This window comes from Tenacibaculum sp. 190524A02b, assembly GCF_964036645.1.
Lineage (GTDB): Bacteria > Bacteroidota > Bacteroidia > Flavobacteriales > Flavobacteriaceae > Polaribacter > Polaribacter vairaonense.
This window is the reverse complement of record NZ_OZ038525.1, coordinates 3572174-3593433: the sequence shown is the minus strand read 5'-3', so window position 1 is coordinate 3593433 and position 21260 is coordinate 3572174. Positions and strand designations below refer to the sequence as shown.

Here is a 21260-nt window from a genome sequence, read left to right as displayed (position 1 = left end):
AAGCGGCCATGAGCCGCTTTTTTAGTTTTTATAAGTTATTTATTGCATTTTGTATGCGTTCTACGGTAGCTTCTTTTCCTATCATTTCTATAATATCAAATAGGTGAGGGCCTTTTAAAGCACCTACTAAGCTTAAACGAAGTGGTTGCATTACTTTACCAAAACCTACTTCTTTTGCCGTAATCCATTCTTTTACTACAGTTTCTGTGTTTTGAGAGCTAAAATCTTCAATGCCTTCTACTATAGTAATCAATTCTTGCATTAATGCTGGAGTTCCTTCTTTCCATTGTTTTTTAGCAGCTTTTGCATCGTACTCTGTAGGACTTACAAAGAAAAAATCTGCTAAATCCCAAAAATCTTCTACAAAAGTGGCACGCTCTTTTATTAACGAAACTACTTTTTCTACATAGGTAGTTTCTTTGGTTTTTCCTTTAGCTTCAACTATAGGTAAAAACAATGCTGTTAAATCAGCATCCGACTTTTGTTGTAAGTATTGTTGATTAAACCATTTGGTTTTATCTGGACTAAACTTAGCACCCGATTTACTTACTCTACTTAAATCAAAAGCATTAATTAATGCTTCTAAAGAGAATATTTCTTGCTCAGTACCTGGATTCCAACCTAAAAAGGCTAGCATATTTATAAAAGCGTCTGAAAAATACCCATCTTCTTTGTATCCACGTGAAACATCTCCTGATTCTTCATTTGTGTATTCTAATGGGAATACTGGAAATCCTAATTTATCACCATCACGCTTGCTTAACTTTCCTTTACCTACTGGTTTCAATATTAACGGCAGGTGTGCAAACTTTGGCGCTTGCCAATCAAAAGCTTTGTATAATAATTCATGAAGTGGGAGAGAAGGTAACCATTCTTCACCACGAATTACATGTGATATTTGCATTAAATGATCGTCTACAATATTTGCCAAATGATAGGTTGGCATTCCGTCCGACTTAAATAATATTTTATCATCCAACGTATTGGTATCAATAGTAATGGTTCCACGTATTTCATCTTGCATTACCAAGGTTTCATCTTGTGGTGTTTTAAAACGAACTACGTATTTTTCTCCAGCCGCTATTTTAGCTTGTACTTCTTCTTCAGAAAGTACTAGGGAGTTTACCAATCTTCCTTTTTCTCTATTGTGCCAATTATAAATAAATGTTTTTCCTTCAGCTTCATGTCCTTTTCTATGCGCATCTAATTCTTCCGAAGTATCAAATGCATAATACGCCCATCCTTTAGCAAGTAATTCATCGGCATATTTTTTATAGATTTCTTTTCGTTCTGACTGACGGTAAGGGCCAAATTGTTCGTTTTTACCAGGTCCTTCATCAAAAGGAATATTACACCATTCTAACGAATCAATTATATACTGTTCTGCATTTGCTACATAACGTGTTTGGTCTGTATCTTCAATACGTAATACAAAAGTTCCATTATGCTTCTTAGCAAATAAATAGTTAAATAAAGCGGTTCTTACTCCTCCCATGTGTAAAGGGCCTGTTGGACTAGGAGCAAAGCGTACTCTTACGTTATCAGTCATTTTTTATGCTTTTAAAATCTATATAAGCGGTTTTTAAAGCGCAAAGATACTTATCCCGATTAAAGTTTAAAATTATACGCAAAAAATAACCCTCAAAATTTTGAGGGTTATCAAAGCACAATCTACTACACTGTTAGTTTTTAATAAACTTACATTTGTGCTCTTTGCCTTCTTTATTGGTAGTATTTAAAATATACATACCACTTTTTAAACTGATTATTTTAATAGAAGATGCTTTTTTAGGGCTTTTAAGCAACGTTTTACCATTCATGTTTTGTATAGTATAAGAAGTTACTTCTTTGTTTAAATTTAGTATTTCTTTACTAGGATTTGGATATACTTTTAAAGATTCTTCTTCGGTTTCTTCTTGATTATCATCAACAGAAGTACCTTTTCCATCAAAAGCTTTAAACATGGCTTTTATTTCTTCTTTCATTTTTGCATTTAATCCGCCTGCTTTAGCATTCCTTGCTCCTGTTGAGTTTAAGGTTAATTGATATGCCCAACCTTCATCATAACAACTTTCACAACAAGACGGAACATACATACCAATTAAGTACAATTTATTATCATCAAACACATAATCTGGGAAGGTAGTGGTTAAACTCCATGCCGAAGACAATGCACCTGTTGCCTGACTAAATCCTCCTTGGTTACTTGACCACGCAAACGTACCTGGAACCATATTACTACCTAATGATGAGAATGGATAGCTACTTAACTCAAACACAAACCAGTAGTATTGAATTCCTTGGTTTTGTTCTTTACACTCTTCATTTACCAATAGAATATCATCAGCAGTATCAATAGTGTTTACTGAACCTATTATTTGTTTTGGGGTTCCTTGGTGTTGTACTGTTATACTTAAATTTTGATCTAACTTTTCTTGTACAGCAATATCATCAATAGCTAAATCATTTCCATCTCCTAATCCGTCTTCTTTTAAGTGAATTTTTATGTTTACTAGATCATCTGTAGCTGAAAAACATTCTGAAATATTTTGCCAATCACAAGCATCTGAAGAAGTATCTATGGTTTGCCAAGGATATAATGTGCCATTAATTTCTAGCTGAACTTCTGGTAAAATATCAAATCTACATTGTGGTAAGTTTTTAAAATTAGCACAGAATTTATAGTTTCTATCTGGTTGTACACTTACATTTTGTTCCCAAACTACACTTGTTGTTCCTGTTGGCTGGGTAGTTTTACCATTTATTAATAAAAACTGACTGTTATTTGCGTATTTATTTGGGTCTTCACAATAGGAATGGTCTTTAATTTGTGTTCCAAACTGACTCGAATCATTATCTACATTATATGCTCCTGGGTACAATACTGGATCATTAGCATAATCACTACTAAAACCTGTATTTCCAAATTCAAAATTTCCGTTTTCCACCAAATTATCTCCTTCACAACAATAAGCACCTTCATCTGTAGGTTCTCCAACAATATCACAATCTTGAATACAAATATTATCGTATCCATATTCTTCAATTGGGTAACTGGTTAAATCCAATACAAACCTAATTCCCGTCATATTTTGTAGTAAATTATTCCAATCCGCGGCAGTAGATCCAGCTGCCATTGACCAAGATCCATTGGCATTTTGAGGAAAAGGATCACCAGCATTTAATACTTCAATAGGTGCACAAACATGTACCCATCCGCCACCTTCAGTAGTTTGTACCGTAGCTGTAAAAGAAGCGGCAGCTGTTGGACTTGTTGAAGAGCCACTATAAATAATTAATTTTGGTGATAATGGTTGCCCTAAATTTCCATCGTTAATTACTTTAAAGTCCCAGCAAAGGCATTGTCCATTATATTCTGTCCAATCACCTTTATAATCAACATCATTATAAATATATGAATATCCTTGATCGTCATAAGAATGTAAAAAATAGTCGTTACTAGCTCCTGAAGGTCCTGGAGAATCTGCGGTATTTGCTCCTGCTAATACGCCATTCCAGTTGGATACGTTTTGATCATTAAAATCGTCACAAAATTGACCGAATGTAATAGCACTTAGAAATAAAGCTATAATGGTAAGTTGTTTTTTCATAATAAATGGTTTTAGTTAAATGATGTTTCAAAATTCAGTTAACTAAAACCATTTGAGCTAATGCAAATCCTGATTTTAAAGAGTACTTTACCTAGGTATAAAAACAGTTAATCCAACTGTAAAATCAGGAAAAACACCTAGGTATTGTTTTTATTATAATTTATAATAAAGGCCAAAACTAATCGCTGGCTTTTTAGCTACATTTCTTCCGCCTAAAGCGCCACCTAAACCTACATTAGCACCAAAACTCTTATTAATTTCTCCTATTAATTTTAATCCAAAAGCAGCATAACTTTGGTTATTTACATATAACCCCGTTAATCTGTTAGCAATAGTATCCACTCTATCTCCATTTTTTAAAGAAGCTACACCATCTAAAAATCCAGCTATCCATAGCCAGTCAATAGCTTTATATCCAACTTCTCCTCCTAATTTATAATTGCTGCTATAATCGTTAGTTCTAACATCAAAGCCTGTAAATGCTTGAATATACCAGTTATTAAAACCTCTTCCTACTAAAAACAAAGGCGTAAAGGTCCAAGCATCATACCCAGTTCGTAAACCAGCAGCATTTTTATAACTACTTGTATTAGCTTCTATTCCTAACTGTCCAGATAGTAACCATTTTTTATTATAAAAGTTATGTTTTACTCCTAATTGAATATTTCCTAAAGATGTTTCTGAACTTGCAGTTGTAAATGGTAATAGTGATTGTGTAACTAAATCACCAGATTTTACCATTTTTAAAGGTATATTTCCAAAAAAAGTGGTTTTATCTGTGATACCATATTCTGCATATACTTGTAATGTATTATCAGTAATTTTACGCTCCGTTGCATAGTCAGGATTACCAAAAAGTTCATCGTAATTAGAAATTGTAGTAAAAGAAAGCTGCAAATAAGCTTCATTTTTCTTTTTTGTCCATGGGCTTTGTGCTAGCATTGAACTAACAAATAATAAAGCTACTAGAGTTTTAAGTTTTTTCATCGTTTTATTTTTCAATTATTTAGATAAGCTTATTAAGAACAATTATAGAATTGCTCTATTAAAAATATGCTTTTTTAGTTGCTTATTATACTGTTTTCTTACAAAAAATAGTTATGAATATTATTTTCTGTAAAGTAGTACCTTTATAGCTTACAATTTTATTAATAACTAATTAACATTTTCTAAGGGTTTCTTTTGTATATTTTAAAGAACCTGTTAGTAATTGCTTATAACATTATTTTGCTAATGAATAAAAGAGAACGATTTAGAATTAAAATGCTTAAATACAAGAAAAGACTAAAGAATATTGGTTTAAATGAAAAAGAATTTGGTAATCTCTATGCCTATAGATCACATGGAAAACCTTGCAGTTGTTTTGTGTGTAAAAAAGAGAGATTCAATAGAAAAATTAAACATAAACAAAACTATATAAAACAGTAGTTTATTACTTAAAGATATTACTTTATGGACGTTTTTAACAGTATTGAAAAAAAGTTACAACAATTTAGTACTAAATACTATACTAATGAACTAATAAAGGGAAGTATTTTATTCTTCTCATTAGGACTTATTTACCTTTTTGTAACTTTATTTATAGAATATTTTTTATGGTTAAAGCCTACAGCAAGAACCTTTTTATTTTGGTTATTTATAGCTATTGAGCTTTTACTATTAATTCGATTTATATGTTTCCCTATTTTTAAATTAATTGGTTTAAAAAAAGGAATTTCTACTGAAGAAGCTTCAAAAATTATTGGTAATCATTTTCCGGAAGTAAAAGATAAACTGCTAAATGTTTTACAACTAAAACAGAATTCAGAGCAATCTGACTTGTTATTGGCTAGTATAGCGCAAAAATCAAAAGAATTACAACCAGTACCCTTTGCTAAAGCTGTTAATTTTAAATCTAATTTAAAGTATGCTAAATATGGTTTGATTCCTGTTTTTATATGGTTACTAACTTTATTATCTGGATTAAACACAAAATTAGGGCAAAGTTTTAATCGTGTATTAGATTATAAAACGGCTTATGCTCCACCAGCTCCTTTCCATTTTTCTTTAACCAATAATCAATTAAACGTTATTAAAGGAAAATCCATTACTGTATATGCGGAAGCTAAAGGTGAACTTATTCCTGAAGAAGCCAAAGTTTCTTTTAATGATCAGCAATATTATATGCAAAACAACGGAAATGGATTGTTTTCTTATACATTTAATGAAGTACAAACGCCTATTAATTTCTTTATTTCTGCAAATAAAGTTGAATCTCAAGAATATAAAATCAACCTAATAAAAACACCTTCTATTCAAAATATTTCCTTGAAATTACAGTATCCTAGTTACACTAAAAAGAAGAATGAAACCATAACCAATACTGGAAACATGAATGTTCCACAAGGAACATTTGTTACTTGGCAATTAAAAACTTCTGAAACAGAATCCGTTGCTTTTGTTTTTAATGAAAAAAGAGAGCTTTTTAATGAAAATTCAAAAGAGGATTATTCATTTAAAAAACGAATTTTAGAGGATATTAATTACCAAATTACCACTTCTAATAAAAATTTAAAAGACTATGAACAGTTGCAATTTTCTATTAATGTAGTAAAAGATGAATTACCAACCATTAGTGTACAATCAAATATAGACAGTATTTCAAGAGGTAATGCACAGTTTGTTGGTCAAATTACTGATGACTATGGTTTTAGTAAATTAGAATTGGTTTACCATGAAGAAAATAACAACCAAACAACTGAAAACCAGTTAATTAAAATAAAAAATTCACCTATTCAAACCTTTGAATATCAGTTTCCTAATGGGTTGAATTTAAAGGAAAATACCAATTATGAGTTGTATTTTCAAGTGTATGATAATGACCGAGTAAATGGTGCTAAAAAAGTTGTAAGTCGTAAATTTTATTACAAACAAAAGTCTTCTGAACAAATAGAAGAAGAACTGTTACAAGAACAAAAAGACTTTATTGATAAACTTGAAAACTCTTTAGAAAAACAACAAAACAGTAAAAAAGAGCTTGAAAAAATTCAGTTTGAACTTCAAAACAAGAAAAATATTAGTTGGAGTGATCAAAAAAACCTGAAAAACTTAATAAAAAGACAAGAACAGTATCAAAAAATGATGCAACGTCAAACCGAGAAGTTAGAAGAAAACTTTGAAGAAAAAGAAGAAAAAAACGAGTCTTTACAAGAGAAAAAAGAACAGCTTAAAAAGCGAATGGACGAGCTCAAGAAGCTAGAAAAACAGCAAAAATTATTGGATGAATTAAAAAAATTAGCTGATAAGCTTAAAAAAGATGATCTTATTAAAAAGGCTAAAGAATTGTCTGAACAAAATAAACAACAAGAAAAAAGCTTAGAACGTATTCTTGAAATGACGAAACGTTATTATGTAGAGCAAAAAATGAATCAGATTTCTAAAAAATTAGATGATTTAGCAAAAAAACAAGAAGAGGCAGCTAAAAAGCAAGAAGAAAATACAAACAAAGATGGAGAAGAGCAAAATGAGAAAGCAAAAAAGGAACAAGAAAAACTAAACAAAGAATTTGATCAAATTAAAAAAGATATTGATGAATTAAAAAAGGATAACGAAAAATTAAAAGAACCTATGGACATTCCATCTATGGAAGAATTGAAAAAAGATACGCAAAAGGAACTGGATAAAGCCAAGGAAAACCTTGAGAAAAACAAGAGTTCTGATGCCAAAAAGAATCAGAAAAAAGCTGCTCAAAAAATGCAAGAAATGAGTAAAAAAATGCAGCAATCTATGGATATGATGAGTATGGAAATGCAAGAAGAAAACATGGAAGGGTTGCGACAAATACTAGAAAACTTGGTTACTTTTTCTTTTAATCAGGAAGATTTAATGAATACTTTTTCTAGCACTTCTTCTGCACATCCTAATTTTGGTTCTAATCTTAGAAAACAACATCAATTAAAAACTTATTTTGAACACATAGATGATAGTTTGTTTGTTTTATCCATGCGTGTGCCTCAAATATCTACTGAAGTACAAAATGAATTAGCAAATGCACATTATAATTTAGATCAATCTTTAGAAAACTTTGCAGATAATAGATTTAGAAACGGTGTTTCAAATCAACAATATGTCATGACATCAGCAAATACCATTGCAAATATGTTAAGTGATACTTTAGATGCTATGAAAAATCCTAAGCCAGGTTCTGGAAAAGGAAAAGGTAAGGGAGAATCTTTTAGTTTACCAGATATTATTCAAAAGCAAAATGAGTTGATGGAAAAGATGAAAGAAGGCATGAAAAAGAACAATAAAGGAAAACCTAAAGATGGAAAAGGAGAGAAGGATGGTGAGAAAAAAGGCGATAAAGGTAAAAAAGAAGGAAAAGGAGAAGGTGAACAAAAAGAAGGTGAAGGTATGAATGGTGAATTGTATGAGATTTATAAAGAACAATCACAATTACGCCAACAATTAGAAAATGCTATTAAAAAAGGAAAAGATGGTAATGGTAAAGCTAAAAAGGCCATAGAAAAAATGGAGCAACTTGAAAATAAAATTTTAGAGAATGGCTTTACTCAAGAAACTATAAACCGAATGAAACAATTAAATTATGAGTTATTAAAATTGGATAAAGCTACTTTTGAACAAGGAAAGAAAAAAGAAAGGAAGTCAAACACCAATTTACAAGAGTACAATAGTACGAATAGAAAAAACTTAGAGTTTAAGAAGTTGTTTTACAATCAAACAGAAATATTAAATAGACAATCATTACCTTTGCAGGAAAATTACAAAAACAAGGTTAAAAAATACTTTACAACTACTAAAAAGCAAGATTAAATTAACCAAAATTCAACTATTCAATCCTTCTAAAAACACCATAGATACTTTTAATTCAATTAAAAATTAATGATACAGTTTAATTACGAAAATAACTTTAAGTTACTTGATGAAGAAAAAACTAACACTTGGATTCAAAAATGTATAGAAAAAGAAGGTTTTGAGTTAGGTGAGGTTAATTACATTTTTTGTGATGATGATTACTTACATAAAATAAACGTTGAGTTTTTACAACATGATACATTAACAGATATTATCAGTTTTGATTATACCATGGGAAAAGAAGTAAATGGAGATATTTTTATTTCTACAGAACGTGTAGAGGAAAACGCTAAAGAATTCAACGTATCATTTGAGAATGAATTACACCGAGTAATAATTCATGGTATTTTACATTACTTAGGTTTTAAAGATAAAACTGATGAAGAGAAAGAAATTATGCGTGCTAAAGAAAATGAATGTTTAGAAATTTTAAATATAAAATAAAACGAGTTCCACGTGGAACTGAAATATAAAAATGAGTTTATTTAATACAACATACGACGTAATTGTAGTAGGAGGAGGACACGCAGGAAGTGAAGCAGCAGCTGCTAGTGCCAATATGGGGGCAAAAACATTGTTAATTACAATGAACTTACAAAATATAGCTCAAATGAGTTGTAATCCTGCTATGGGTGGAATTGCCAAAGGGCAAATTGTAAGAGAAATTGATGCTTTAGGTGGTTATAGCGGAATTGTAACTGATAAAACAGCTATTCAGTTTAAGATGCTAAATAAATCGAAAGGGCCTGCTATGTGGAGTCCTAGGGCGCAATCAGACAGAATGCAGTTTGCAGAATGCTGGAGAACTATGCTTGAACAAACTGAAAATTTAGATTTTTATCAAGATTCAGTGAATGGTTTAATTTTCAATAACAATACCATCACAGGAGTAAAAACTGCTCTAGGCTTACATATAAAATCCAAAAGTGTAATAGTAACCGCTGGAACATTTTTAAATGGTTTAATTCATATTGGTGAAAAAACTTTTGGTGGTGGTAGAGCAGGAGAAGGAGCTTCTACAGGTATTACTGAAGATTTAGTAGCAAAGGGTTTTGAATCTGGAAGAATGAAAACAGGAACGCCTCCTCGTGTTGATGGCCGTTCTTTAGATTATTCTAAAATGACTGAACAACCTGGTGATGATGCTCCAGAAAAATTCTCCTATTTATCAGTAACAAAACCTTTACAAAAACAACGTTCTTGTTACTTAACTTACACCAATCCTGAAGTGCATGATTTACTTCGTGAAGGGTTTGATAGATCACCTATGTTTAACGGTAGAATTAAATCTACAGGACCTAGGTATTGTCCATCAGTAGAAGATAAAATAAATCGTTTTGCTGAGAAAGACAGGCATCAAGTTTTTGTTGAACCAGAAGGATGGAATACGGTTGAAATCTATGTTAATGGTTTTTCTACATCACTCCCAGAAGATATACAAGACAAAGCTATACGATCTATACCTGGTTTTGAAAATGTAAAATTCTTTAGATATGGGTACGCTATTGAATACGATTATTTTCCACCAACACAGCTAAAACATAACTTAGAAACTAAGTTAATTGAAAACTTATTCTTTGCTGGACAAATTAACGGAACTACTGGTTATGAAGAAGCAGCTGCTCAAGGATTAATGGCTGGTGTAAACGCAGCTTTAAAAACTCAAAATAAAGAACCATTTATTCTTAAAAGGAGTGAAGCTTATATTGGTGTTTTAATTGACGATTTAATTACAAAAGGTACTGAAGAACCTTATAGAATGTTTACGTCAAGAGCTGAGTACAGAACCTTATTAAGACAAGATAATGCAGACTTACGTTTAACAGAAAAATCGTATAACTTAGGATTAGCTTCTAAAGAAAGAATGAATCGTGTTACTGAAAAGAAAAACAAAACAGCTTTAGTAATTGATTTCATAAAAGGTTTAAGCGTTACTAAAGAAGAAATCAACCCAATACTTAATAGTAAAAATTTAGCTCCCATAAACCAATCAATGAAGCTTTATAAAATTGCTGCAAGACCTCAATTATCATTTAATGATTTAAGAAAGATTGAAAAATTAGAGCAATATATTATAGAGAACAATATAGATCACGAAATCATTGAACAAGTAGAAATTCATTTAAAATATTCTGGTTATATAGAGAAAGAAAAAAACAATGCTGATAAATTAAACAGATTAGAAAATGTTCCTATACCTTCTAGTTTTGATTATACCAAAGTAAAATCATTATCCTACGAAGCAAGAGAAAAACTATCTAAGATACAACCTACATCTATTTCACAAGCTAGTAGAATAAGTGGTGTATCCCCTAGTGATATTTCTGTTTTATTAGTTTACATGGGTAGATAATTATTAGAAATAAAATTATATTAAAAAGGACGTTCCATGTGGAACGTCCTTTTTTTATCAGATTAATATTTACAAATTATATTTTATTTAAGTACTCAACACATAAAAATACGTACAATAGAGTAGAATTGTAACCTAGAACTACTTATTTAAGTTCAAAAAAATATTAACACCATATAAGAGAACTTCTTTAAAAAACAATATAATTCAAAACTACATTTTACTTAGAAATAAAAAATCAATTGTATTAGTAAAAAGAAAAACAAAACAGCTTTAGTAATTAGTTTTATAAAAGATTTAAGCGTAACTAAAGAAGAAACCAACCCAATCACTTAGTAGTAGAAATTTAACTCCTACAAACCAATTTATGAAGCTTTATAAAATTACTGCAAGACCTCAATTATCATTTAATAATTTAAGAAAGATTGAAAAATTAGAGCAATATATTATAGAGAACAATATAGATCATGAAATCATTGAACAAGTAGAAATTCATTTAAAATATTCTGATTATATAGAAAAAGAAAAAACAATGCTGATAAATTAAACAGATTAGGAAACGTCCCAATTCCTTCCTGTTTTGATTACACCAAAATTAAATCATTATCCTATGAGGCGAGAGAAAAACTATCTAAGATATAACCTACTTCTATTTCACAAGCTAGTAGAATAAGTGGTGTATCTCCTAGTGGTATTTCTGTTTTATTAGTTTATATGGGGTGATAATTATTAGAAATTATTATTATTTTAAAAAGGACGTTCCATGTGGAACGTCCTTTTTTTATTAGATTAATATTTACAAATTATAATTTATTTAAGTACTCAACACATTAAAACACGTACAATAAGGTAGAAGTGCAACCTAGAACTACTGATTTAAGTTCAAAAAAAATATTAACACCATATAAGAGAACTTCTTTAAAAAACAATATAATTCAAAACTACATTTTACTTAAAAATAAAAAATCAATTGTATTACTAAAAAGAAAAAAAAACAGCTTTAGTAATTAGTTCTATAGGAGATTTAAACGGAATTAAAAAAGAAATCAACCCAATCACTTAGTAGTAGAAATTTAACTCCTACAAATCAATTTATGAAGCTTTATAAAATTACTACAAGACCTCAATTATCATTTAATTATTTAAGGAAGATTTAAAAATTAGAGCAATATATTATAGAGAACAATATAAATCATTGAACAATTAGAAATTCATTTAAAATATTCTGGTTATATAGAAAAAGAAAAAACAAAGCTGATAAATTAAATAGGTTAGAAAACGTCCCAATTCCTTCCAGTTTTGATTACACCAAAGTCAAATCATTATCCTATGAAGCAATAGAAAAAATATTTAAAATACAATCTACATCTATTTCACAAACTAGTAGAATAAGTGGTGTATCTCCAAGTGATATTTCTGTTTTATTAGTTTACATGGGTAGATAATTATTAGAAATAAAATTATTTTAAAAAGGACGTTCCATGTGGAACATCCTTTTTTTATTAGATTAATATTTACAAATTATATTTAAGTACTCAACACATAAAAACATTTACAATAGAATAGAAGTGTAACCTAGAACTACTCATTTAAGTTTAAAACAAATATTAACACCATATAAGAGAACTTCTTTAAAAAACAACATAATTCAAAACTACATTTTTACTTAAAAATAAAAAATCAATTGTATTACTAAAAAGAAAAACAAAACAGCTTTAGTAATTAGTTCTATAGGAAATTTAAACGGAATTAAAGAAGAAATCAGCACAATCACTTAGTAGTAGAAATTTAACTCCTACAAACCAATTTATGAAGCTTTACAAAATTGCTGCAAGACCTCAATTATCATTTAATGATTTAAGAAAAATTAAAAAAATTAGAGCAATATATTATAGAGAACAATATAGATCATGAAATCATTAAACAAGTAGAAATTCATTTAAAATATTCTGATTATATAGAAAAAGAAAAAACAATGCTGATAAATTAAACAGATTAGAAAACGTCCCAATTCCTTCTAATTTTTATTACACCAAAGTTAAATCATTATCCTATGAAGCAAGAGAAAAACTATCTAAGATACAACCTACATCTATTTCACAAGCTAGAAGAATAAGTGGTGTATCTCCAAGTGATATTTCTATTTTATTAGTTTATATAGCGAGATAATTAATACACAAACCAGATACAATAGAGCAGGAGTATAAACTCTACATTCCTAATTTAACTTTTAAACAGGTATTTTTTTTATAAAAAGAATACCTAAAAAAACTTATTATTTAAAAAGCTAAACACTACTAAAAAACAATTGAATATTCATACACAAAAATCTTACTCTTATAAATCAATTTATAAAACTTTATAAAAACTAAATACATTATTTATATCTTAAATAAAATACAGGTCTTTATTAACTCAAAAAATTCATAATAATATAATATGTTCCACATGGAACTATTTCATATTTTTGTATAAAATCATAAAAGCTAGTTAACGTTCCACATGGAACATCATTTAATTCTACTAATTTGTTCGATCAAAAAAAAGTAAAAATTCAATCAGAAAATTATCTTGTAAGTAAAGATTATACAGTATCAAATGAAACTTTTGATATAATATACAATAAAGAATATGATTTACTAATTACTTCTCCTGCTCCTGATAATTTAGATAAATATTATATAAGTGAATCTTATATATCACATACAGATAGCAACAAAGGTTTATTCAATAAAACGTATCAAATAATTAAAAAATATGCTTTAAATAAAAAACTAAAATTAATAAACAACCAATTAACAACTGATAAAAGTATTTTAGACATAGGAGCTGGTACAGGTGATTTTTTAAATGTATGTAAACTGTCAGGATGGAAGGCTACTGGAATTGAACCTTCATTTCAAGCTCGAAATTTAGCTAATAAAAAAGGAATTACTCTTCATGAAAATATAGAAAATATTAAAAATAAAAAATTTGATGTTATAACACTTTGGCACGTATTAGAACATATTCCAAACCTTGAAGAACAAATAAAAGTTTTCAAAAACCATCTTAATAAAAACGGAACTTTAATCATTGCTGTTCCAAATTACAAGAGTTATGATGCTAAATATTATGGAAAACATTGGGCTGCTTTTGATGTTCCAAGACATTTATGGCATTTCTCTACAAATAGTATAAAAAAAATTTTTAATGAAATAAATATGGATGTGGTTAAAACACTGCCAATGAAATTTGATTCTTATTATGTATCTCTATTAAGCGAAAAATACAAAACTGGAAAAATGAACCCTTTGAAAGCTTTTCAAATTGGTTTTATATCAAATTTAAAAGCTAAAAAAGAAAATAACTACTCATCATTGATTTATTTACTTAAAAATAGTAAAAATTAATTTTAAATATATTTTAATCTATTTTAAATCAAAAAACATATAAACACCTTACCAAAAAATTAAACCTCTTTAAAACTAAGATTTAAAGAGGTTTTTTAATAAGAAAAAATTATTAAAATAAAATATACTATATTTTTTAATTATTTAACAAAAACATACCAAAAATGGTAATTATAAAGTAAACTGCTAGTGTCATTGCTCCAGCATAATCTTTTGCCAAGCGCTGACCTATTAATAAAAAAATTAATGTTAATGCAGAAAGTTGTACACCAAGTAAAGCTAATTCTTTTGTTCCAGTAGTTATTAAATTAAATATACCTACAAACATAAAAGCTCCAGCAATTAATTCTAAAACTAAAATTATAGCCAATAATAAAGGAACCATATTTTTTAATGGAGAATTTTTAAAATGTTCTTTTATAAAAGATAAATTACCATTCCAATCTGTTACTTTATCAACACCTGATTGTAAAAAAGTTACTATTAAAAATAATAAAACTAAAATTTCGGTTGCGTGTATTTTTATTAATTCCATTTGTTTGATTTTAAGCAAATATAAGTGATAGTGTAACAAAAATTAAAAATTACGTCATATAGTTAATAAATGGTATATTTATTAAAAAAATTCAATCAATCTTAAAATCTTAAATTATGGTATTATATGCTCCAATTATCTTTTTGTCGGTAATTATAGTAATCTCTGCATTTTTTATTGTTAAACAACAAACAGCAGCAGTTATAGAACGATTTGGTAAATTTCAAAGTATAAGACATTCTGGTTTACATTTTAAAATTCCTTTGGTAGATAGAATTGCTGGTAAACTAAGTTTGAAAATTCAACAATTAGATGTAATTGTAGAGACTAAAACGCTAGATGATGTATTTGTTAAATTAAAAGTTTCTGTTCAATATAAAGTGATACGAGATAAGGTATATGAGGCATTTTATAAACTAGATTATCCCCATGATCAGATAACTTCATATGTTTTTGATGTAGTTAGGGCAGAAGTACCTAAAATGCGCTTAGATGACGTATTTGTAAAGAAAGATGATATTGCTATAGCTGTAAAATCTGAATTAAATGATGCCATGATGGAATATGGGTATGATATTATAAAAACATTAGTTACAGATATTGATCCAGATGCTCAAGTTAAGGAAGCTATGAATAGAATTAATGCTGCTGAACGTGAAAAAGTAGCTGCACAGTACGAAGGAGATGCACAAAGAATTTTAATTGTAGAGAAAGCAAAAGCAGAAGCAGAAAGTAAGCGTTTACAAGGACAAGGTATTGCTGATCAACGTAGAGAAATTGCTAGAGGTTTAGAAGAATCTGTAGAAGTATTAAATAAAGTAGGTATTAATAGCCAGGAAGCATCTGCTTTAATTGTTGTTACCCAACATTATGATACTTTACAAGCTATTGGTGCAGATACTAATAGTAATTTAATTTTATTACCTAATTCTCCACAAGCTGGTAGTGATATGCTAAATAATATGGTAGCTAGTTTTACTGCAAGTAATCAAATAGGAGAGGCAATGAAAAACGCAAAAAATAAAAAGAAAAATAACGAAGAATAATTAATATATGATACTTACTACAACAAATAATATTGAAGGAAAACCAGTAAAAGAATACTTAGGAATTGTAACTGGAGAAACAATTATTGGAGCTAACTTTATTAAGGACTTTTTTGCAGGAATTAGAGATATAGTAGGAGGTAGATCCGGATCTTATGAAAAAGTACTTAGAGAAGCTAAAAATAGTGCTATGAGTGAACTTGAAGAAAGAGCTAAACAATCAGGTGCTAATGCTATAATTGGTATTGATTTAGATTATGAAACTGTAGGTCCAAATGGTGGTATGTTAATGGTAACTGCTTCTGGAACTGCAGTAATTATATAAAACATAAAAGCCGAATCTATTATGATTCGGCTTTATTATATATTATAAATATTTTCTATTTACTTTCAGTACTTTCTTCTCCTTCTTCCTTTTTTGTAGCATCTTTAAATTCTTTAATACCAGTTCCTAAACCTTTCATTAACTCAGGAATTTTTTTACCTCCAAACATTAATAAAACTAAAGCTACTATAATAGCTATTTGCCATGGTCCAATTATTCCTAAATAAAAAGTAAGTAAATTCATTTTATACTAAATTTATGACCGCAAAGATACAAAATTAACTTCTGTGTTCTATAACTCCGCCAATTACTTTTTTATCTTTTAACACTTCAGGTTTACCTTTATAAAATATAGAACCACCAAAAGATACTTTAGCGTCCAATATTTCACCAGATTGCACCTCTGCTTTTGCACCAGAACCTGCTCTCACAGTATTTAAGTTTTCAACAGTTAAATTATAACCGTGATAATTAGCTCCTAAATCAACGTTTACTGTTTGATTTTTAGCTTTACCTGATAACTTGATTACTGAGCCAGATGTACTTTTTACTTTTAAATGTTTAATAGCCACAACCATATTTATAAAAGCTCCTTCTTGAGCCTTTATTTCAACTTTCTGCTGGCTGATTTTTTTACTAGTTATAATAGCACCTTCATTAGCATCTATTATAGCTATGTCTTCTGTATAATACAAGGTTATTTTTGCTTTACCGTCTGCTGTTGTTTCAGGGAAAGCTAACACAATTTTAAGTGTATCATTAACAGATTTAAATTTTACTTTACCTGACTTTTCTCCTTTTACAATGGCTTTATTTTCATTTGACTTAATAAGTTCAACATCAATACCATTATAAACTTTTAATGTTGTAAAACCACCTAACTTTTTGGTTATTTCCTCTTGAGAAAATGTTGATAAAGCGATAAAAAATAAACTAAAAAAAACTAAATTTTTCATTATGTTTCATTTTATGTTATTGATTAACAGTAGTATTATAAACTACTAACTGTATAAAATAGTCAATAACTATACCAATACTATAAAGACAAATATGAAGATTTATTGTTACAATAGAAAGTATTAATGTGTAATTAACTCAAAATCGAGATGCTTTCGTTCTAAATCTGTATGCTTTACTTTAACAACTACTTCATCTCCTAACTGAATCATATTTTGAGTAGATTGCCCCACAATGGCATATTGTTTTTCATCAAAAATGTAAAAATCATCTTTTATATCTTTAATACGAACCATTCCTTCACATTTATTAGAGACAATTTCAACATAGATTCCCCATTCAGTTACTCCAGAAACTACACCATCAAACTCTTGATCTTTATGATCTTGCATATACTTTACTTGCATATACTTAATAGAATCTCTCTCTGCTTTAGATGCTAATTCTTCCATTTTAGATGAATGTTTACATCGTTCTTCATAAACTTCAGCTTTTGGTGAGTTTTCTCCATCAAGATAATGTTGTAATAGTCTATGTGTCATTACATCAGGGTATCGACGTATAGGTGATGTAAAATGTGAATAATAATTAAAAGCTAGACCGTAATGCCCAATATTCTGTGTAGTATATTCAGCCTTACTCATTGATCGGATAGCTAAAGTTTCAACCATATTAGCTTCTCCTTTACCATGAACATCACTCAATAATTTATTTAAACTTTCAGAAGTTTTTTCTCTTGTTTCTGTATTAATTTTATAACCAAACTTACTAACAATATTTTGTAATGAAGCTAATTTTTCAATATCTGGTTCATCATGTACTCTATATACAAAAGTTTTGTTAGTAGCTTTTCCTTTAGAAAAACCTATAAATTCAGCTACTTTTCTGTTAGCTAATAACATAAACTCCTCTATAAGTTTATTTGCATCTTTAGCTTCTTTAAAATATACACCAATAGGATTTGCTTTTTCATCTAAATTGAACTTTACTTCCACTTTATCAAATGAAATAGCGCCTTCCTTCATACGTTTTTTACGTAGTTTCTTAGCTAACTCATCTAACTTTAATGTAGCATCTACTATAGCTTTATCAACAATGTATTCTTCTCCTGTCAAAGAAATATGAGCAGGTATTACATTATTTTTTGTTTCTATGAGTACTTGAGCTTCTTCATAAGCAAACCTTTTATCAGAATACGTAACGGTTCTTCCAAACCATTGGTCTACAATTTGAGCTTTTTCATTTATTTCAAAAACAGCTGAAAACGTTAGCTTTTCTTCATTAGGTCTTAATGAACAAACCCCGTTAGATAGCATTTCAGGAAGCATAGGAACCACTCTATCAACTAAATAAACAGAAGTAGCCCTGTCATAAGCTTCATCATTCAATTTTGTTTTAGGTTGTACATAATGAGATACATCTGCAATATGAATTCCAACTTCATAATTTCCATTTTCAAGTACTGTAAAGGACAATGCATCATCAAAATCTTTAGCATCTTTTGGATCAATGGTAAAGGTTAAATCTTCACGCATATCTCTTCTTTTAGCTATTTCTTCCTTTGTTATTTCAATAGGCAATTGGCTAGCTTCTTCTTCTATTTCTTTAGGAAATTCATAAGGTAAACCATATTCTAATAAAATAGAATGAATTTCAGTATCATGTTCACCAGGATTTCCTAAAACTTGTTCTATTTTTCCAAATGGATTTTTAGAGTTTTCGGGCCAATCTGTAATTTTAGCTAATACTTTTTGACCATGTTTTGCATCTTTAAGTTTACTTTGAGGAATAAAAATATCTGCATACATTTTATTACTATCTGGCAATACAAAACCGTAATTTTTATTCAGTTGTAAAACACCAACAAATTCACGTTTAACACGTTCTACAATTTCAACTACATCCGCTTCAACTTTGTTACTTCTTTTCTTTTTGTAAATATATGCACGTACAACATCATCATGTAATCCTTTACCTAAATTTACGGAAGGAACAAAAATATCTTCTTCAAAATCATCACAAATAAAATAGGCATTTCCATTAGAAGTTACATCTAATGTACCTATATGATATTTTCTGTCTTCATTAATTTTATACTTTCCTTTTTCAACTTCAATAATCTTTTTAGTAGCTGTTAATTCAACTAATTTTTGTAAAATTTGAGTTTTACCATCTGTATCAACAATACCTAACTTACTAGCAATCTGCTTATAGTTATAATGTTTATTACTGTCTTTATTAAGTATTTTGAAAATGTTTCGGGTTAAATCTTTTATTACTTTGCCCTTTTTTTTGTAGATTTTTTTCTTTCTAGTCATTAATCTTACTTCTTATAAAATTTTGTACCAAAGTACAAATAAATTTGTTGCTCAAGCTATTAAATAACTGTTATCAATACATTTTTGTATTTTTCTACTCTATTTTTTTATTTTTTATATGGAAAAAACATGGTTTTTAATAGTTAATCCTAATGCAGGAAATGGTAATTTTAATAAGAAATGGGAAACTATAAAAAAAGAGCTTAAAGCTAATAATATAAACTATTTAAGTAAGAAAACGAATTATTATAAAGAAGAAAACGAATTAGTTCAAAAAGCTATAGAAAAAGGTTATAAACATTTTATATCCGTAGGTGGTGATGGTACTTTACATCATATTGTAAACGGTATAATGAGTCAAAATTATGTTCATCATTCTGATATAACTGTAGCTGTAATACCTATTGGTACTGGTAATGATTGGGTAAAAACTTACAATATAAGTACTAAAATAGCAGAAGCTGTGAACTTAATTAAAAAAGGAACAATTATACAACAAGATGTAGGCTTTTTACAACTTACTAATACTTCTTGTTACTTTGTAAATGTTGCTGGTATTGGTTATGATGGTTACGTTGTTAACAAACTAAAAAAATTAAAAAAACTAGGAAGTATAGCCTATTTATTAAGTGGAATTTTTGGACTTCTTTTTTACAGGAATTCTCCATTATCTATAGTTATTAACAATAAAAAACAACAAACTAAATGTTTAATGGTACTGTTTGGTATTTGTAAATATTCAGCAGGTGGAATGCAACTTACTGATTATAAAGATAGTACTAATGGTTTATTTGATATAACAATAGCTAAAAATTTGAATTTAATAGATTTAATAAAGAATTTACAAAAGCTATATAACGGATTAATAACTCAGCATAAAAAAGTAACTACACTTAACACTAAGAAGTTACTAGTAACACCAACTGACTTTAATACAACTACATACATTCAAGCCGATGGTGAATTAATAGGTAGCGGTAGTGTAGAAGTTTCTATTATAAGTAATGGAATTCAATTTATTATTTAAGCTTATCTAAAAACGTTAAAAAAAACTTAAGAAAACTGTAACGTTTCTTAAAATAACTCGTCTTTAGTATATAAGGGCAGTATAATGAAACATTTAAAGAAAATAATAGCGCTTTTTTTATTCATTTTTATAACGGGTATTTTCATAGCCGTTATAAGCATTAATAAGACCCTAGATAAACCTACAAAGAATTTAACAGTTAAAGCTAAAGACAGCGTTTATTTATTAAAAAAAGGAGTTTAATAAGTAAAGTACCTTTATATAAAACTGTAAAAGATATCCTCTTTACCCATAACTTACTATCAAATTTCACATAAATAAGATGCTATATCTTTTATAATCATTATAAAAAAGTATCATATACAACCAAGTAATTCAAAATTAAACTTATTACACTATAAACAGTTCCTGTATTTATTCTAAGGAAGTTTATCTAAAGTTAACTTCAACCTATTATAAGTAAACAAACATTTAAAGTATTCTTGAAATTCAATTTTAAAAACAACAATCAGTTATTAACACATTATATAATTATAAAAAAGAATTTTAAAATTTAAAAAAAGATATTATTGTTATTATAGCGTGTGAATATGTAGAGTAAATAGTTTAATTAATATTTGTTTTTCTTACTTATTAAAATAAATAAACAAGTTATTATAGTAATAAGAGCTTTTAAATCAATGAAAAAAGAAGGTTATTAACAAAAGTTATAAACAGCTATTCACCTCTTTTTTTGAATTGTTTATTTTATTTTCACTGTAAATAAATTGTAAATTTTATGTTGATAAATGTTCATTAAAAACTCAAAAAAAAAGTTGCATAATTCACTTGTAGTCTTGTAT

General features: G+C 28.3%; 16 protein-coding genes and 2 pseudogenes. 11 read left to right on the top strand and 7 right to left on the bottom strand.

Annotated elements, in window-relative coordinates; translation table 11 throughout:
- Positions 1-28: 28 nt before the first annotated feature.
- The 3 genes from gltX to ABNT65_RS14660 form a co-directional block, all read right to left on the bottom strand.
- Positions 29-1549 (bottom strand): glutamate--tRNA ligase, encoded by a 1521-nt coding sequence (gene gltX, locus ABNT65_RS14670; RefSeq protein WP_348703159.1) that lies wholly within the window; start codon positions 1547-1549, stop codon positions 29-31.
- Between the two features lie 133 nt (positions 1550-1682).
- Entirely contained in the window at positions 1683-3611 is a 1929-nt protein-coding gene (locus tag ABNT65_RS14665) for a T9SS type A sorting domain-containing protein (protein WP_348746167.1), read from the bottom strand.
- 153 nt (positions 3612-3764) lie between these two features.
- Positions 3765-4598: a hypothetical protein gene (locus ABNT65_RS14660; RefSeq protein ID WP_348746166.1), complete on the bottom strand. Its 834-nt coding sequence runs from the start codon at positions 4596-4598 to the stop codon at positions 3765-3767.
- A 465-nt stretch (positions 4599-5063) separates the two neighbouring features.
- Here ABNT65_RS14660 and ABNT65_RS14655 point away from each other — a divergent pair, with 465 nt between their 5' ends.
- The 8 genes and pseudogenes from ABNT65_RS14655 (at position 5064) to ABNT65_RS14620 (ending at position 14210) form a co-directional block, all read left to right on the top strand.
- On the top strand, positions 5064-8423 hold the full coding sequence (locus ABNT65_RS14655; RefSeq protein ID WP_348746165.1) for a DUF4175 family protein: 3360 nt from the start codon (positions 5064-5066) through the stop codon (positions 8421-8423).
- Between the two features lie 69 nt (positions 8424-8492).
- Complete coding sequence (gene ybeY / locus ABNT65_RS14650; RefSeq protein WP_348703163.1) at positions 8493-8909, top strand: rRNA maturation RNase YbeY; 417 nt, start codon at positions 8493-8495, stop codon at positions 8907-8909.
- Positions 8910-8940: 31 nt separating this feature from the next.
- On the top strand, positions 8941-10818 hold the full coding sequence (gene mnmG, locus ABNT65_RS14645) for a tRNA uridine-5-carboxymethylaminomethyl(34) synthesis enzyme MnmG (protein WP_348746164.1): 1878 nt from the start codon (positions 8941-8943) through the stop codon (positions 10816-10818).
- A gap of 252 nt (positions 10819-11070) precedes the next feature.
- Positions 11071-11541: pseudogene (locus ABNT65_RS21040) on the top strand (tRNA uridine-5-carboxymethylaminomethyl(34) synthesis enzyme MnmG); the annotation flags it as partial.
- A gap of 474 nt (positions 11542-12015) precedes the next feature.
- Positions 12016-12263, top strand: a pseudogene (locus ABNT65_RS14630) (tRNA uridine-5-carboxymethylaminomethyl(34) synthesis enzyme MnmG); the annotation flags it as partial.
- Positions 12264-12706: 443 nt separating this feature from the next.
- Complete coding sequence (locus tag ABNT65_RS21035) at positions 12707-12808, top strand: hypothetical protein (protein WP_412766870.1); 102 nt, start codon at positions 12707-12709, stop codon at positions 12806-12808.
- A 20-nt stretch (positions 12809-12828) separates the two neighbouring features.
- The gene (locus ABNT65_RS14625) at positions 12829-12987 is read left to right on the top strand and encodes a hypothetical protein (protein WP_348747833.1); all 159 of its coding nucleotides are present in this window, start codon (positions 12829-12831) and stop codon (positions 12985-12987) included.
- 359 nt (positions 12988-13346) lie between these two features.
- Positions 13347-14210 (top strand): class I SAM-dependent methyltransferase, encoded by an 864-nt coding sequence (locus ABNT65_RS14620; protein WP_348703166.1) that lies wholly within the window; start codon positions 13347-13349, stop codon positions 14208-14210.
- A gap of 136 nt (positions 14211-14346) precedes the next feature.
- Here the strand turns inward: ABNT65_RS14620 and ABNT65_RS14615 are convergent, their stop codons facing one another.
- Complete coding sequence (locus tag ABNT65_RS14615) at positions 14347-14745, bottom strand: DoxX family protein (RefSeq protein WP_348703168.1); 399 nt, start codon at positions 14743-14745, stop codon at positions 14347-14349.
- Between the two features lie 116 nt (positions 14746-14861).
- Between ABNT65_RS14615 and ABNT65_RS14610 the strand changes: the two genes are divergently transcribed.
- The gene (locus ABNT65_RS14610; RefSeq protein WP_348703169.1) at positions 14862-15791 is read left to right on the top strand and encodes an SPFH domain-containing protein; all 930 of its coding nucleotides are present in this window, start codon (positions 14862-14864) and stop codon (positions 15789-15791) included.
- A 7-nt stretch (positions 15792-15798) separates the two neighbouring features.
- Positions 15799-16116 carry a heavy metal-binding domain-containing protein gene (locus ABNT65_RS14605; protein ID WP_348703170.1) on the top strand — a complete coding sequence of 106 codons (318 nt, stop codon included), beginning with the start codon at positions 15799-15801 and terminating at the stop codon, positions 16114-16116.
- A 55-nt stretch (positions 16117-16171) separates the two neighbouring features.
- Here ABNT65_RS14605 and ABNT65_RS14600 read toward each other — a convergent pair whose 3' ends face one another.
- The 3 genes from ABNT65_RS14600 to rnr form a co-directional block, all read right to left on the bottom strand.
- A complete protein-coding gene (locus ABNT65_RS14600; RefSeq protein WP_348703171.1) occupies positions 16172-16360 on the bottom strand; it encodes a twin-arginine translocase TatA/TatE family subunit in 189 nt (62 codons plus the stop codon).
- A 34-nt stretch (positions 16361-16394) separates the two neighbouring features.
- A complete protein-coding gene (locus ABNT65_RS14595; protein ID WP_348703172.1) occupies positions 16395-17072 on the bottom strand; it encodes a head GIN domain-containing protein in 678 nt (225 codons plus the stop codon).
- A gap of 123 nt (positions 17073-17195) precedes the next feature.
- A complete protein-coding gene (gene rnr / locus ABNT65_RS14590; RefSeq protein WP_348703173.1) occupies positions 17196-19391 on the bottom strand; it encodes a ribonuclease R in 2196 nt (731 codons plus the stop codon).
- Positions 19392-19509: 118 nt separating this feature from the next.
- Here rnr and ABNT65_RS14585 point away from each other — a divergent pair, with 118 nt between their 5' ends.
- A complete protein-coding gene (locus tag ABNT65_RS14585; RefSeq protein WP_348746163.1) occupies positions 19510-20418 on the top strand; it encodes a diacylglycerol kinase family protein in 909 nt (302 codons plus the stop codon).
- The last annotated feature ends 842 nt before the right edge of the window (positions 20419-21260 follow it).

Coding starts and splice junctions, on each gene's coding strand:
- gltX (WP_348703159.1), bottom strand. CDS start 1,549: ATGACTGATAACGTAAGAGTACGCTTTGCTCCTAGTCCAACAGGCCCT.
- ABNT65_RS14665 (WP_348746167.1), bottom strand. CDS start 3,611: ATGAAAAAACAACTTACCATTATAGCTTTATTTCTAAGTGCTATTACA.
- ABNT65_RS14660 (WP_348746166.1), bottom strand. CDS start 4,598: ATGAAAAAACTTAAAACTCTAGTAGCTTTATTATTTGTTAGTTCAATG.
- ABNT65_RS14655 (WP_348746165.1), top strand. CDS start 5,064: ATGGACGTTTTTAACAGTATTGAAAAAAAGTTACAACAATTTAGTACT.
- ybeY (WP_348703163.1), top strand. CDS start 8,493: ATGATACAGTTTAATTACGAAAATAACTTTAAGTTACTTGATGAAGAA.
- mnmG (WP_348746164.1), top strand. CDS start 8,941: ATGAGTTTATTTAATACAACATACGACGTAATTGTAGTAGGAGGAGGA.
- ABNT65_RS14615 (WP_348703168.1), bottom strand. CDS start 14,745: ATGGAATTAATAAAAATACACGCAACCGAAATTTTAGTTTTATTATTT.
- ABNT65_RS14610 (WP_348703169.1), top strand. CDS start 14,862: ATGGTATTATATGCTCCAATTATCTTTTTGTCGGTAATTATAGTAATC.
- ABNT65_RS14605 (WP_348703170.1), top strand. CDS start 15,799: ATGATACTTACTACAACAAATAATATTGAAGGAAAACCAGTAAAAGAA.
- ABNT65_RS14600 (WP_348703171.1), bottom strand. CDS start 16,360: ATGAATTTACTTACTTTTTATTTAGGAATAATTGGACCATGGCAAATA.
- ABNT65_RS14595 (WP_348703172.1), bottom strand. CDS start 17,072: ATGAAAAATTTAGTTTTTTTTAGTTTATTTTTTATCGCTTTATCAACA.
- rnr (WP_348703173.1), bottom strand. CDS start 19,391: ATGACTAGAAAGAAAAAAATCTACAAAAAAAAGGGCAAAGTAATAAAA.
- ABNT65_RS14585 (WP_348746163.1), top strand. CDS start 19,510: ATGGAAAAAACATGGTTTTTAATAGTTAATCCTAATGCAGGAAATGGT.